Below are 13,839 nucleotides of genomic sequence, written 5' to 3'. Positions count from 1 at the left end.
CAGGTCTACGACGCTGCTCTGCCTTTACACATTATTTTCGCTAATGTCCCGCGCAGGCGTGGCATCCTTGCGATAGAATTTGTACAATGCAGCGCCCCAGGACGAGCACCGCTCACTGGGGCGTTTCTTTTTTCAACCCTCCAGGGGCCATAACGTGTAATAACGAGGCCGGAATAGAATATGTCTGAACAAATTGTCACGTCTGAAATCATCACCCCGGTTGTTCCTGATAAAAATGGAAAAATTAACCTGCTGGATCTGAACCGTCAGCAGATGCGGGAGTTTTTTAAAGAATTAGGTGAAAAACCCTTCCGCGCCGATCAGGTGATGAAGTGGATGTACCACTATTGCAGCGATAACTTTGATGAGATGACCGACATCAACAAAGTGTTACGTGGCAAACTGAAAGAGGTGGCGGAAATCCGCGCGCCAGAGGTGGTGGAAGAACAGCGTTCTTCAGATGGCACCATCAAATGGGCGATTGCCGTTGGCGATCAGCGCGTGGAAACGGTCTACATCCCGGAAGACGATCGCGCCACGCTGTGCGTCTCTTCACAGGTTGGTTGCGCGCTGGAGTGTAAATTCTGCTCGACTGCGCAGCAGGGCTTTAACCGTAACCTGCGCGTCTCTGAAATTATCGGCCAGGTGTGGCGTGCGGCGAAAATTGTCGGCGCGGCGAAAGTCACCGGGCAACGTCCGATCACCAACGTGGTGATGATGGGCATGGGTGAACCGCTGCTGAACCTGACCAACGTTGTACCGGCGATGGAAATCATGCTGGATGATTTCGGTTTCGGTCTGTCTAAACGCCGCGTTACGCTGTCGACGTCAGGCGTTGTTCCGGCTCTGGATAAACTGGGCGACATGATTGACGTTGCGCTGGCGATCTCTTTGCATGCGCCGAACGATGAAATTCGCGATGAAATTGTACCGATCAACAGAAAGTACAACATCGAAACGTTCCTCGACGCGGTTCGCCGTTATTTGCAGAAATCCAATGCGAATCAGGGACGCGTCACAATTGAATACGTCATGCTGGACCACATTAACGATGGAACGGAACATGCGCATCAGCTGGCGGAACTGCTGAAAGATACGCCGTGTAAGATTAACCTGATTCCGTGGAACCCGTTCCCGGGCGCGCCGTATGGCCGGAGTTCCAACAGCCGCATCGATCGTTTTTCTAAGGTGTTGATGAGCTATGGTTTCACGACCATTGTGCGTAAAACACGCGGCGACGATATTGATGCCGCTTGTGGTCAGCTTGCCGGGGATGTGATTGACCGTACCAAACGTACTCTGCGTAAGCGTATGCAAGGTGAGGCTATCGACATTAAGGCGGTCTGATACGGCTTGCGCCATTGTGTGTTTTGTGTACAGTGGCGCAATGTTGGTTGAATGATGCCTCAAGTTGTACTTATCTGGTCAATATTAACGGTGCGTTTTTGTCAACTTTAGGGCAGTATGTAGCGGTGCAACAATAGTTTAGCCTTAAGGATTAAGCTGTTTTGTCATAAGTAGCCTGACAGTCTTATACTGTCCAACTAAGGTTAACTGACCAGATGTTTCGCGGTGCGGGTGGGCATTGTGTCTCACCGGCGCCTGAATCCCAATTTACGTACCAGCAGCTGTAGCGAATGAATACTGAAGCCACGCACGACCAAAATGAAGCACAATCCACCGGCGTTCGTCTGCGCAATGCCCGTGAACAACTCGGACTCAGCCAGCAGGCGGTTGCAGAGCGACTTTGCCTGAAGGTTTCCACGGTACGCGATATTGAAGAAGATAAGGCCCCGGCCGATCTCGCTTCAACGTTTCTGCGCGGGTATATCCGCTCTTATGCGCGTCTGGTGCACATCCCTGAAGAAGAACTGCTGCCCGGTCTGGAAAAACAGGCGCCGGTTCGCCCTTCCAAAGTCGCGCCGATGCAGAGCTTCTCTTTAGGTAAGCGTCGTAAAAAGCGCGATGGCTGGTTGATGACGTTCACCTGGCTGGTGCTGTTTGTGGTGGTTGGCCTGACGGGGGCCTGGTGGTGGCAAAACCATAAGGCTCAGCAGGAAGAACTCACCACGATGGTCGATCAATCCTCTGCTGAACTGAATGCCGGCGGCGATAGCGCCCAGAGCGTACCGCTGGACACCAGCGAAGCCGCAAGCCAGGATTCGACGCCAGCGCCAACTGCGCCTGTTGACTCTACGGCGACAAACACCGTGCCGCAGACGCCGGATGCGTCCGCGACGACCACGGCGCCTGCCGCAGACGCTCAGCAGAATGCGGTCGTTGCGCCTTCTCAGGCGAATGTGGATACCGCAACCACGGCGCCTGCCGCGACGGGTGATACGGCGTCATTGCCGACCGATCAGGCGGGCGTGGCTGCGTCAGCGGTCGATCCGAACGCGCTGGTGATGAACTTTACCGCCGATTGCTGGCTGGAAGTCACCGATGCGACAGGTAAAAAACTGTTTAGCGGAATGCAGCGTAAAGATGGCAATTTAAACCTAACCGGTCAGGCGCCTTATAAGCTTAAAATTGGCGCCCCGGCTGCGGTACAGATCCAGTATCAAGGAAAACCTGTCGATCTGAGCCGTTTTATCAGAACTAACCAGGTTGCGCGTCTGACCCTTAATGCCGAACAATCACCGGCGCAGTAACAGACGGGCAACGCGGGAGATTTTTCATGCATAACCAGGCTCCAATTCAACGTAGAAAATCGAAACGTATTTACGTTGGGAATGTGCCGATTGGCGATGGCGCCCCCATCGCCGTACAGTCAATGACCAATACGCGCACGACGGATGTGGAAGCGACGGTCAATCAAATTAAAGCGCTGGAACGTGTTGGCGCGGATATCGTCCGCGTCTCCGTGCCGACAATGGATGCCGCAGAGGCGTTTAAGCTTATCAAGCAGCAGGTTAATGTCCCGCTGGTTGCTGATATCCACTTCGACTATCGCATTGCGCTGAAAGTGGCGGAATATGGCGTGGATTGCCTGCGAATCAACCCAGGCAACATCGGTAACGAAGAGCGTATTCGTACCGTTGTCGACTGCGCCCGCGATAAAAATATCCCTATCCGTATCGGCGTAAACGCCGGATCGCTGGAAAAAGATCTACAGGAAAAATACGGTGAGCCGACGCCGCAGGCGCTGCTGGAATCGGCGATGCGCCATGTGGATCATCTCGATCGCCTGAACTTCGATCAGTTTAAAGTCAGCGTGAAAGCCTCGGATGTTTTCCTCGCGGTAGAATCCTATCGTCTGTTGGCGAAACAGATCGAACAACCGTTGCATCTTGGGATCACCGAAGCGGGCGGCGCGCGCAGCGGCGCGGTGAAATCGGCGATTGGCCTCGGTTTACTGCTGTCGGAAGGCATTGGCGATACGCTGCGCGTCTCTCTGGCGGCCGATCCGGTAGAAGAAATTAAAGTGGGCTTCGATATTCTGAAATCGCTGCGCATTCGTGCGCGTGGGATCAACTTTATCGCTTGCCCAACCTGTTCCCGTCAGGAGTTCGACGTCATCGGCACGGTCAACGCGCTGGAACAACGCCTTGAAGACATCATCACGCCAATGGACGTTTCCATCATCGGCTGTGTGGTGAACGGGCCGGGCGAAGCGCTGGTTTCGACGCTGGGCGTAACGGGCGGCAACAAGAAAAGCGGCCTGTATGAAGACGGCGTGCGTAAAGACAGACTCGACAACGATGATATGATTACGCAGCTTGAAGCCCGTATCCGCGCGAAGGCCAGCATTATGGACGAAGCGCGTCGAATCGACGTGCAGCAGGTTGAAAAATAATAACGCGATGGGAAGCGGCGCGCTTCCCGTGTATGATTGAACCCGCATGGCTCCCGTATCGTTTGGGAAGCGCTGAGGGTTCATTTTTATATTCAGAAAGAGAATAAACGTGGCAAAAAACATTCAAGCCATTCGCGGCATGAACGATTATCTGCCTGGCGAAACCGCCATCTGGCAGCGCATTGAAGGCACACTCAAAAACGTGCTCGGCAGCTACGGTTACAGTGAAATCCGTTTGCCGATTGTAGAGCAGACCCCGTTATTCAAACGCGCTATCGGTGAAGTCACTGACGTGGTTGAAAAAGAGATGTACACCTTTGAGGATCGTAATGGCGACAGCCTGACGTTGCGTCCTGAAGGGACGGCGGGTTGCGTACGCGCCGGTATCGAACATGGTCTCCTGTACAATCAGGAACAGCGCTTGTGGTATATCGGGCCGATGTTCCGCCATGAGCGTCCGCAGAAAGGGCGTTATCGTCAGTTCCATCAGTTGGGTGTCGAAGCCTTCGGTCTGCAAGGGCCGGATATTGATGCGGAGCTGATTCTGCTGACCGCGCGCTGGTGGCGTGCGTTGGGTATTGCTGAACATGTGAATCTGGAGCTGAACTCCATCGGTTCGCTTGACGCGCGCGCCAACTATCGTGATGCGCTGGTGGCATACCTTGAACAGCATAAAGAGAAGCTGGACGAAGACTGCAAACGCCGCATGTACACCAACCCGCTGCGCGTGCTGGATTCCAAGAACCCGGACGTTCAGGCGCTGCTCAACGATGCGCCTGCTCTGGGCGACTATCTGGATGACGACTCCCGCGAGCACTTTGCAGGTCTGTGCAAACTGCTGGAAGCGGCGGGTATTGCTTACACCGTCAACCAGCGTCTGGTTCGCGGCCTTGATTACTACAACCGCACCGTATTTGAATGGGTAACCAACAGTCTGGGTTCTCAGGGCACAGTGTGCGCCGGTGGTCGTTATGACGGTCTGGTGGAGCAACTTGGCGGTCGCGCAACCCCGGCGGTGGGCTTTGCGATGGGTCTGGAACGACTTGTTTTGTTAGTTCAGGCAGTTAATCTGGAATTTAATGCCGATCCTGTTGTCGATATATACCTGGTAGCCTCAGGCGCGGATACGCAGTCTGCGGCGATGACACTGGCGGAGCGCCTGCGTGATGAAAATCCGGGCGTAAAACTGATGACTAACCACGGCGGCGGCAACTTTAAGAAACAGTTTGCCCGTGCCGATAAATGGGGCGCCCGCGTTGCACTGGTGCTGGGTGAGTCCGAAGTGGCTGACGGCACCGTTGTAGTGAAGGATTTACGCTCTGGTGAGCAAACGGCAGTCGCACAGGATAGTGTGACCGCACATTTGCGCACGTTATTGGGTTAAGGAGAAGGACAGCGTGGAAATTTACGAGAACGAAAACGACCAGGTTGATGCGATCAAACGCTTCTTTGCTGAAAACGGCAAAGCGCTGGCTGTTGGGGTGATTTTAGGGGTTGGCGCGCTGCTCGGTTGGCGCTACTGGACCAGTCATCAGACGGAGTCCGCACGCTCTGCTTCTCTGGCATATCAAAATGCGGTGACCGCGGTGAGCGCGGGCAAACCGGATAGCATCTCCGCTGCGGAGAAATTCGCCACGGAGAATAAAAATACCTACGGCGCGTTAGCTTCTATGGAACTGGCGCAGCAGTTTGTTGATCAAAATGAACTTGAGAAAGCCGCAGCCCAGCTACAGCAAGGACTGGCGGCCACCAGCGATGAGAACCTCAAAGCGGTGATTAATCTGCGTCTTGCCCGCGTTCAGGTGCAGCTCAAGCAAGCCGATACCGCGCTGAAAACGCTCGATACCGTAAAAGGTGAAGGATGGGCTGCGATTGTCGCCGATCTGCGTGGCGAAGCGTTGCTGAGCAAAGGCGATAAACAAGGCGCGCGCAGCGCATGGGAAGCAGGCGTGAAAAGCGATGCCAGCCCGGCGCTGAGTGAAATGATGCAGATGAAAATCAATAATTTGTCCATCTGAGAGGGACCCGATGCAATTGCGTAAATTACTTCTGCCAGGACTGCTTTCTGTTACGTTATTGAGCGGTTGTTCACTGTTTAGTGGCGAAGAAGATGTTGTCAAAATGTCCCCGTTGCCGACGGTGGAAAACCAGTTTACGCCGTCTACCGCATGGAGTACGTCTGTAGGTAGCGGTATCGGCGAGTTCTATTCCAACCTGCACCCGGCGTATGCCGATAACGTGGTCTACGCGGCTGACCGTAAAGGCATCGTAAAAGCGGTAAACGCGGATGACGGGAAAGAAGTCTGGTCCGTGAACCTGGCGGAGAAAGACGGCTGGTTCTCCAGAGCGCCTGCGTTGTTGTCTGGCGGCGTAACGGTCTCCGGCGGCCATGTCTATGTTGGCAGCGAAAAAGCGCAGGTTTATGCGTTGAACGCGGCTGACGGTACGACGGCATGGCAGACGAAAGTCGCCGGTGAAGCGTTATCTCGCCCGGTTGTCAGTGATGGCCTGGTGCTTATTCATACCAGCAACGGTCAGTTGCAGGCGCTGAATGAGGCGGACGGCGCGATCAAATGGACCGTGAACCTCGACATGCCGTCGCTTTCGCTGCGCGGTGAGTCCGCTCCGGCTACCGCGTATGGCGCCGCCATTGTGGGTGGTGATAACGGTCGCGTCAGCGCCGTGCTGATGCAGCAGGGCCAGATGATTTGGCAACAGCGTATTTCCCAGGCGACCGGTTCGACTGAAATCGACCGTCTGAGCGATGTCGATACCACGCCGGTTATCGTCAATGGCGTCGTTTACGCGCTGGCTTATAATGGTAACTTGACGGCGCTGGATCTGCGCAGTGGTCAGATTATGTGGAAACGTGAACTGGGCTCGGTGAATGATTTCATCGTTGACGGCGATCGTATCTACCTGGTGGATCAGAACGACCGTATTCTGGCATTGACCACCGACGGCGGTGTGACGCTGTGGACGCAAAGCGATCTGCTGCACCGCCTGCTGACATCGCCTGCGCTGTATAATGGCAATCTGGTGGTAGGCGATAGCGAAGGCTATATGCACTGGATTAACGTTGAGGATGGTCGTTTTGTGGCTCAGCAAAAAGTGGATAGCTCCGGCTTCCTGACCGAACCGGTCTCTGCCGATGGCAAACTGCTGATCCAGGCGAAAGACGGTACGCTGTACTCTATTACGCGTTAATCGTCACGGCCGCACGCTTTGAAAAACGGCTCCTGGTGCAGGGGCCGTTTTACTGTTTTTAACAACGGCGCAAAAATCGCGCGCGTTGTTTGATGATTTTTTAAATGAGGCTTTAAACATGGTACCTGTGGTCGCGCTTGTCGGGCGCCCTAACGTCGGAAAATCCACGTTATTTAACCGTCTAACTCGCACCCGAGATGCGCTGGTTGCGGATTTCCCGGGTCTGACTCGTGACCGTAAGTACGGTCGTGCGGAGATTGAAGGCCGCGAGTTTATCTGTATTGATACCGGCGGTATTGATGGCACCGAAGACGGTGTGGAAACCCGCATGGCGGAACAGTCGCTGCTGGCGATTGAAGAGGCTGATGTTGTGCTGTTCATGGTGGATGCGCGTGCTGGCCTGATGCCAGCGGATGAAGCGATCGCCAAACATCTGCGCTCCCGCGAAAAACCCACATTCCTTGTGGCAAACAAAACTGACGGGCTCGATCCCGATCAGGCGGTTGTCGACTTCTATGCGCTGGGTTTAGGTGAAATTCACCCGATTGCGGCTTCTCACGGTCGTGGCGTGCTCAGCCTGCTGGAGCATGTTCTGCTGCCGTGGATGGACGACGTCGCCCCGCAGGAAGAAGTGGATGAAGACGCCGAATACTGGGCGAAACTGGCAGCGGAAGAGAACGGGGAAGAGGAGCCGGAAGATGACTTCAACCCTCAGGATCTGCCAATCAAACTGGCGATTGTCGGTCGTCCGAACGTAGGTAAGTCCACACTGACTAACCGTATTCTGGGTGAAGACCGCGTAGTGGTCTATGACATGCCGGGAACGACGCGCGACAGTATCTATATTCCGATGGAACGCGACGAGCGTGAATACGTGCTGATTGATACCGCAGGCGTACGTAAGCGTGGGAAAGTCACCGATGCGGTAGAAAAATTCTCCGTCATTAAAACGTTGCAGGCGATTGAAGATGCCAACGTGGTGATGCTGGTTATTGATGCGCGCGAAGGGATTTCCGATCAGGATCTGTCGCTGCTGGGCTTTATCCTTAATAGTGGGCGCTCACTTGTCATCGTCGTGAACAAATGGGACGGCCTGACCCAGGAAGTGAAAGAGCAGGTGAAAGAGACGCTGGACTTCCGTCTGGGCTTTATCGACTTTGCGCGCGTACACTTTATCTCTGCGCTGCATGGCAGCGGCGTGGGCAACCTGTTTGAATCCGTACGTGAAGCGTATGACAGTTCAACCCGTCGCGTCAGCACCGCCATGCTGACCCGCATCATGACTATGGCGGTTGAAGATCACCAGCCACCGCTGGTTCGCGGTCGCCGCGTGAAGCTTAAATATGCCCACGCCGGGGGATATAACCCGCCAATCGTGGTGATTCACGGCAACCAGGTGAAAGACCTGCCGGACTCTTACAAGCGCTATCTGATGAACTACTTCCGCAAATCGCTGGACGTGATGGGAACGCCTATCCGTATTCAGTTTAAAGAAGGGGAAAACCCGTATGCGAATAAGCGCAATACGCTGACCCCGACCCAGATGCGTAAGCGTAAACGTCTGATTAAGCACATTAAGAAAAGCAAATAATCGTCGCTGACGTTGATAAAACCCGCGCCTGTCGCGGGTTTTTTTGTTTTGTTCCAGCTGATGGTTTCCCTGTGTGATGTCAATGACTATTCGTTTTCTTCCAACTTTAAATCTAAGAAAGTAGACAATTGTCGAATTTTCATCTTAAAGTCCAGGGGTTGGTTCTAGACAAAACTGGCTCCAGGTTATCAAATGGTTAAATAACCCTTCGCCGCATGTAAAAAAATCGGCCAGATACGTAACTGGTCGGCGTGCATTGCGGTGTTTATAAGCACAACGACATACCTTTTCGGGAGAATTATGCAATCCTCTGTTCATCAAAAAGAAAGCCGAACGTTCTTCGGCCATCCTTATCCGCTCGGTTCGCTGTTCTTCACCGAGATGTGGGAACGTTTCTCGTTTTACGGCATCCGTCCGTTACTGATCCTGTTTATGGCTGCGACCGTCTATGACGGGGGCATGGGACTGGCGCGTGAAAACGCCTCCGCGATTGTCGGTATCTTTGCCGGTACGATGTATCTCGCGGCGTTGCCTGGCGGCTGGCTGGCGGATAACTGGCTCGGCCAGCAGAAAGCGGTCTGGTACGGCTCGATTCTGATTGCGCTCGGCCACCTGTCGATTGCGCTCTCTGCCGTGATGGGCGACAACCTGTTCTTTATCGGCCTGATGTTTATCGTGCTCGGTTCTGGCCTGTTCAAGACCTGTATCTCGGTCATGGTGGGGACGCTGTATAAAAAAGGCGATGCGCGTCGTGACGGCGGTTTCTCGCTGTTCTATATGGGCATCAATATGGGGTCGTTCATTGCACCGCTGATCTCCGGCTGGCTGATTAAAAGCCACGGCTGGCACTGGGGCTTTGGTATCGGCGGCATCGGGATGCTGGTGGCGTTGATCATCTTCCGCGTGTTTGCCGTTCCGGCAATGAAACGCTACGACAGCGAAGTGGGGCTGGACTCCACCTGGAACAGCCCGGTAGTGAAGAGAAACGGCGTGGGCGCATGGCTGCTGGCGCTGGCAGTAGGCGTGGTGGTTATCGTTGCGCTGATCGCTCAGGGCGTGATTGTGATTAACCCGGTCGCGGTAGCCAGCATGCTGGTGTACGTGATTGCGGCGTCTGTTGCGCTCTACTTTATCTACCTGTTTGTTTTTGCGGGCCTGAACCGTAAAGAGCGCGCACGACTGCTGGTCTGCTTTATCCTGCTGGTTTCAGCCGCATTCTTCTGGTCTGCGTTTGAGCAAAAGCCAACCTCATTCAACCTGTTCGCCAACGACTACACTAACCGCATGATCGGCGATTTTGAGATCCCGGCCGTATGGTTCCAGTCGATCAACGCCCTGTTTATCATCCTGCTGGCGCCGGTGTTCAGCTGGGCATGGCCAAAGCTGGCGAGCATGAACATTCGCCCGAGCAGCATCACCAAGTTTGTTATCGGTATTCTGTGTGCGGCGGCGGGCTTTGGCCTGATGATGCTGGCGGCGCAGAACGTGCTGAATAACGGCGGGGCGGGCGTATCGCCGTTCTGGCTGGTAGGCAGCATTCTGATGCTGACGCTGGGCGAGCTGTGCCTGAGTCCGATCGGTCTGGCGACCATGACGCTGCTGGCGCCGGAAAGAATGCGCGGTCAGATGATGGGGCTGTGGTTCTGTGCGAGCGCGCTGGGTAACCTGGCTGCGGGCCTGATTGGCGGCCATGTGAAGGCCGATCAGCTCGATATGCTGCCGGACCTCTTCGCGCGTTGCTCCGTCGCCCTGCTGATTTGCGCTGCGGTGCTGATCGTGCTTATTGTTCCGGTTCGTCGTATGCTGGAAAATACACAGACTAAAAATGAGCAGAAGCCGGTCACTAACGCCTGATGCAACATTCGACCTGGCCGGGGCGTGAGTGACGCCCCGGCAGTTCAACGAATGAGACGGGAACAGGCGTTCAGGGATTTATTGGTCATGGGTTTTGATGCTCAGCTCGCAACATATCAAAGGAGTTACCGTGTCGATTACCTGCCCGGATTGCCATACAGAGCTGGAACCGCAAAACGGTGCGGCGCACTGCGACAGCTGCAATAAAGATATTGAACTTGAAGCGCGCTGCCCGGAGTGCCATAAGCCGCTCCAGGTGTTAAAAGCCTGCGGCGCGGTGGATTATTTCTGCCAGAATGGTCATGGGCTGATCTCTAAAAAGCGCGTGGAGTTTGTGCCGCTTTAATCCGTCTTTTTCCTGCGCGTTTTCTTCGCGGTCGTCACGCCTTTCACTTCGCTTTCCACCCAGCCGTCTGACAGCCGGGTGGTGAGTACATCACCGGCTTTCACCTGTCTGGTTTGCTTCAGCACTTTGCCGTCCGTCGCCGTGGTTACGCTATAACCGCGCGCCAGCGTGGAGAGCGGGCTGACGGCTTCAAGATGCGTTACCGCATTGCCAAAGCGTTCGCGTGTAGCGCTCAGACGTGCGCGCACGTTCTCGGCCAGACGATACTCCAGTTGCTGAATACGCGTTTGCGCGCGATAAATTCGCGGCTGCGGGTTTTGCTGGTTTAAACGCTGAAGGACACGTTGCTGGCGCGAGGCCGCGCGCTTGAGTTGATTATCCAGCGCGAAGTTCATCCGCTGGCGCAATCTTTCCAGCATTGTCTGCTGGCGCGCCAGGCGCAGTTGCGGGTGTTGCTGCTGTAACCGATGGAAAAGCTGCGTAAAACGGCGGTTGCGGTTTGCCAGATAGTAATCCATCGCCATCCCGAGGCGTTGTTGCGCGGACTGAATCTGGCGCAGCAACTCCTGCTGATTACGGCTGACTATCTCGGCGGCTGCGGAAGGCGTCGGCGCGCGCAGGTCGGCAACAAAATCGGTGATGGTGACGTCGGTTTCATGGCCGACGGCGCTAACGACCGGAATGCGGCTGGCGAAAATCGCCCGCGCCACGCGCTCATCGTTAAAGCTCCACAGATCTTCCAGTGAACCGCCGCCGCGCCCGACGATCAGCACGTCGCATTCATTTCGGGCGTTAGCCCGTTCAATGGCGCGAACAATCTGGCCCGGCGCGTCATCACCCTGAACAGCGGTCGGGTAGATGATAACCGGCAAGGAGGGATCGCGGCGTTTCAGGACATGAAGAATGTCATGTAAGGCGGCACCGGTTTTTGAGGTGATCACCCCGACGCAGTGAGCGGGCGAGGGGAGCGGTTGTTTATACTGCTGATCGAACAGCCCTTCAGCCTGCAATTTTGCTTTCAGCAGCTCATATTTCTGCTGGAGCAGGCCCTCACCCGCAGGCTGCATGCTTTCAACGATGATCTGATAGTCGCCGCGCGGCTCATACAGGGTGATATTGGCGCGAACCAGCACCTGTTGCCCGTGCTGCGGGCGAAAAGTGACGCGGCGGTTGCTGTTACGGAACATCGCGCAGCGTACCTGGGCGGTGTCATCCTTTAGCGTAAAGTACCAGTGGCCGGAGGCGGGCTGCGTGAAATTAGAGATTTCACCGCTGATCCATACTTGCCCCATTTCCTGCTCAAGCAGCAGACGAACCGTCTGATTAAGGCGGCTTACGGTAAAGATTGAGGAGGTCTGAGAGGATAACATGTGAGCGGGATCAAATTCTAAATCAGCAAGTTATTCAGTCGATAGTAACCCGCCCACAGGGGATCGCAAGCATTATTTGCAAAAAAGTGTGGATGCAATCGGTTTCGCTCTGTATAATGCCACGGCAATATTTATCCACCCCCAGGTTAGAGATATTGCCCATGCTACGTATTGCTAAAGAAGCTCTGACGTTTGACGACGTCCTCCTCGTTCCCGCTCACTCCACCGTTCTGCCGAATACTGCCGACCTCAGCACGCAGTTGACGAAAACCATTCGTCTGAACATCCCTATGCTCTCCGCAGCAATGGATACCGTGACGGAAGCGCGCCTTGCAATCGCCCTGGCACAGGAAGGTGGCATCGGTTTTATCCACAAAAATATGTCTATCGAGCGTCAGGCGGAAGAAGTTCGCCGCGTGAAGAAACATGAATCCGGCGTGGTCACCGACCCGCAAACCGTTCTGCCAACCACCACGCTGCGTGAAGTGAAAGAACTGACCGAACGTAACGGTTTTGCTGGCTATCCGGTTGTCACCGAAGATAACGAGCTGGTCGGTATCATTACCGGTCGTGACGTGCGTTTTGTCACCGACCTGAGCCAGCCTGTCAGCGTGTATATGACGCCGAAAGAGCGCCTGGTCACGGTGCGCGAAGGTGAAGCGCGTGAAGTGGTTTTTGCCAAAATGCACGAAAAACGCGTTGAGAAAGCGCTGGTTGTGGATGACAGCTTCCATCTGATCGGCATGATCACCGTAAAAGATTTCCAGAAAGCGGAACGTAAACCGAACGCCTGTAAAGATGAGCAGGGTCGTCTGCGCGTTGGCGCGGCAGTCGGCGCGGGCGCGGGCAACGAAGAGCGCGTTGACGCACTGGTTGCCGCTGGCGTTGACGTACTGCTGATCGACTCCTCTCACGGCCACTCCGAAGGCGTTCTGCAACGCATTCGTGAAACCCGCGCCAAATACCCGGATCTGCAAATCATCGGCGGCAACGTAGCAACCGGCGCAGGCGCGCGCGCGCTGGCAGACGCTGGCGTCAGCGCGGTGAAAGTGGGTATCGGTCCTGGCTCTATCTGTACGACCCGTATCGTCACTGGCGTAGGCGTTCCGCAGATCACCGCGGTTTCTGACGCGGTTGAAGCGCTGGAAGGCCTGGGCATTCCGGTTATCGCCGATGGTGGTATTCGTTTCTCCGGCGATATCGCCAAAGCGATCGCCGCAGGCGCAAGCGCGGTAATGGTCGGTTCCATGCTGGCGGGTACTGAAGAATCCCCGGGCGAAATCGAACTGTACCAGGGCCGTTCTTACAAATCCTACCGTGGTATGGGTTCTCTGGGCGCGATGTCCAAAGGCTCCTCTGACCGTTACTTCCAGAGCGATAACGCGGCAGACAAACTGGTGCCGGAAGGTATCGAAGGCCGCGTAGCGTATAAAGGCCGCCTGAAAGAGATCATTCACCAGCAGATGGGCGGCCTGCGCTCCTGTATGGGTCTGACTGGCTGTGGTACTATCGACGCGCTGCGTACCAAAGCGGAGTTTGTACGCATCAGCGGTGCGGGTATTCAGGAAAGCCACGTTCATGACGTGACCATCACCAAAGAGTCCCCGAACTACCGTCTGGGCTCCTGATTTTCTTCGCCCGACCTCGTGTCGGGCGATTTATTTAATCTGTTTCA

Annotated in this window: 11 protein-coding genes; 10 read left to right on the top strand and 1 reads right to left on the bottom strand. The window is 55.1% G+C overall.

Features of this window, described 5'->3' with window-relative positions; all coding sequences use genetic code 11:
• The first annotated feature begins 180 nt into the window (after positions 1-180).
• The 9 genes from rlmN to OGX84_RS12455 all read left to right on the top strand — a co-directional run bounded on the left by rlmN (position 181) and on the right by OGX84_RS12455 (position 10,794).
• Positions 181-1,347 (top strand): dual-specificity RNA methyltransferase RlmN, encoded by a 1,167-nt coding sequence (gene rlmN / locus OGX84_RS12495; protein WP_012131263.1) that lies wholly within the window; start codon positions 181-183, stop codon positions 1,345-1,347.
• A 290-nt stretch (positions 1,348-1,637) separates the two neighbouring features.
• A complete protein-coding gene (gene rodZ / locus OGX84_RS12490) occupies positions 1,638-2,651 on the top strand; it encodes a cytoskeleton protein RodZ (RefSeq protein WP_112001765.1) in 1,014 nt (337 codons plus the stop codon).
• Between the two features lie 26 nt (positions 2,652-2,677).
• Complete coding sequence (gene ispG / locus OGX84_RS12485; RefSeq protein ID WP_012131265.1) at positions 2,678-3,796, top strand: flavodoxin-dependent (E)-4-hydroxy-3-methylbut-2-enyl-diphosphate synthase; 1,119 nt, start codon at positions 2,678-2,680, stop codon at positions 3,794-3,796.
• A 109-nt stretch (positions 3,797-3,905) separates the two neighbouring features.
• Positions 3,906-5,180, top strand: coding sequence for a histidine--tRNA ligase (hisS, locus tag OGX84_RS12480; protein ID WP_024130119.1), 1,275 nt, complete (start codon positions 3,906-3,908; stop codon positions 5,178-5,180).
• Positions 5,181-5,193: 13 nt separating this feature from the next.
• Complete coding sequence (locus tag OGX84_RS12475) at positions 5,194-5,814, top strand: YfgM family protein (RefSeq protein WP_012131267.1); 621 nt, start codon at positions 5,194-5,196, stop codon at positions 5,812-5,814.
• Between the two features lie 10 nt (positions 5,815-5,824).
• Entirely contained in the window at positions 5,825-7,003 is a 1,179-nt protein-coding gene (bamB, locus tag OGX84_RS12470; protein WP_104868346.1) for an outer membrane protein assembly factor BamB, read from the top strand.
• Between the two features lie 118 nt (positions 7,004-7,121).
• Positions 7,122-8,594, top strand: a complete 1,473-nt coding sequence (gene der / locus OGX84_RS12465; RefSeq protein WP_047462015.1) for a ribosome biogenesis GTPase Der — start codon at positions 7,122-7,124, stop codon at positions 8,592-8,594.
• Positions 8,595-8,894: 300 nt separating this feature from the next.
• Positions 8,895-10,448: a peptide MFS transporter gene (locus OGX84_RS12460; protein WP_112001766.1), complete on the top strand. Its 1,554-nt coding sequence runs from the start codon at positions 8,895-8,897 to the stop codon at positions 10,446-10,448.
• A gap of 130 nt (positions 10,449-10,578) precedes the next feature.
• Positions 10,579-10,794 (top strand): zinc ribbon domain-containing protein, encoded by a 216-nt coding sequence (locus tag OGX84_RS12455; RefSeq protein ID WP_058669111.1) that lies wholly within the window; start codon positions 10,579-10,581, stop codon positions 10,792-10,794.
• Here the strand turns inward: OGX84_RS12455 and xseA are convergent.
• Positions 10,791-12,164: an exodeoxyribonuclease VII large subunit gene (xseA, locus tag OGX84_RS12450; RefSeq protein WP_112001767.1), complete on the bottom strand. Its 1,374-nt coding sequence runs from the start codon at positions 12,162-12,164 to the stop codon at positions 10,791-10,793. The genes OGX84_RS12455 and xseA overlap by 4 nt on opposite strands.
• A gap of 161 nt (positions 12,165-12,325) precedes the next feature.
• Here xseA and guaB point away from each other — a divergent pair, with 161 nt between their 5' ends.
• Positions 12,326-13,792 (top strand): IMP dehydrogenase, encoded by a 1,467-nt coding sequence (guaB, locus tag OGX84_RS12445; RefSeq protein ID WP_012131273.1) that lies wholly within the window; start codon positions 12,326-12,328, stop codon positions 13,790-13,792.
• Positions 13,793-13,839: the final 47 nt, after the last annotated feature.

The organism is Citrobacter sp. CK202, assembly GCF_030333225.1.
Classification (GTDB): domain Bacteria; phylum Pseudomonadota; class Gammaproteobacteria; order Enterobacterales; family Enterobacteriaceae; genus Citrobacter_B; species Citrobacter_B koseri.
Note: the sequence above shows the minus strand (reverse complement) of the source record. Positions and strands in the feature narration are given on the sequence as shown.

Bases quoted from the DNA above. Each gene is read 5' to 3' on its own strand.
- rlmN (WP_012131263.1), top strand. From the start codon at position 181: ATGTCTGAACAAATTGTCACGTCTGAAATCATCACCCCGGTTGTTCCT.
- rodZ (WP_112001765.1), top strand. From the start codon at position 1,638: ATGAATACTGAAGCCACGCACGACCAAAATGAAGCACAATCCACCGGC.
- ispG (WP_012131265.1), top strand. From the start codon at position 2,678: ATGCATAACCAGGCTCCAATTCAACGTAGAAAATCGAAACGTATTTAC.
- bamB (WP_104868346.1), top strand. From the start codon at position 5,825: ATGCAATTGCGTAAATTACTTCTGCCAGGACTGCTTTCTGTTACGTTA.
- der (WP_047462015.1), top strand. From the start codon at position 7,122: ATGGTACCTGTGGTCGCGCTTGTCGGGCGCCCTAACGTCGGAAAATCC.
- OGX84_RS12460 (WP_112001766.1), top strand. From the start codon at position 8,895: ATGCAATCCTCTGTTCATCAAAAAGAAAGCCGAACGTTCTTCGGCCAT.
- xseA (WP_112001767.1), bottom strand. From the start codon at position 12,164: ATGTTATCCTCTCAGACCTCCTCAATCTTTACCGTAAGCCGCCTTAAT.
- guaB (WP_012131273.1), top strand. From the start codon at position 12,326: ATGCTACGTATTGCTAAAGAAGCTCTGACGTTTGACGACGTCCTCCTC.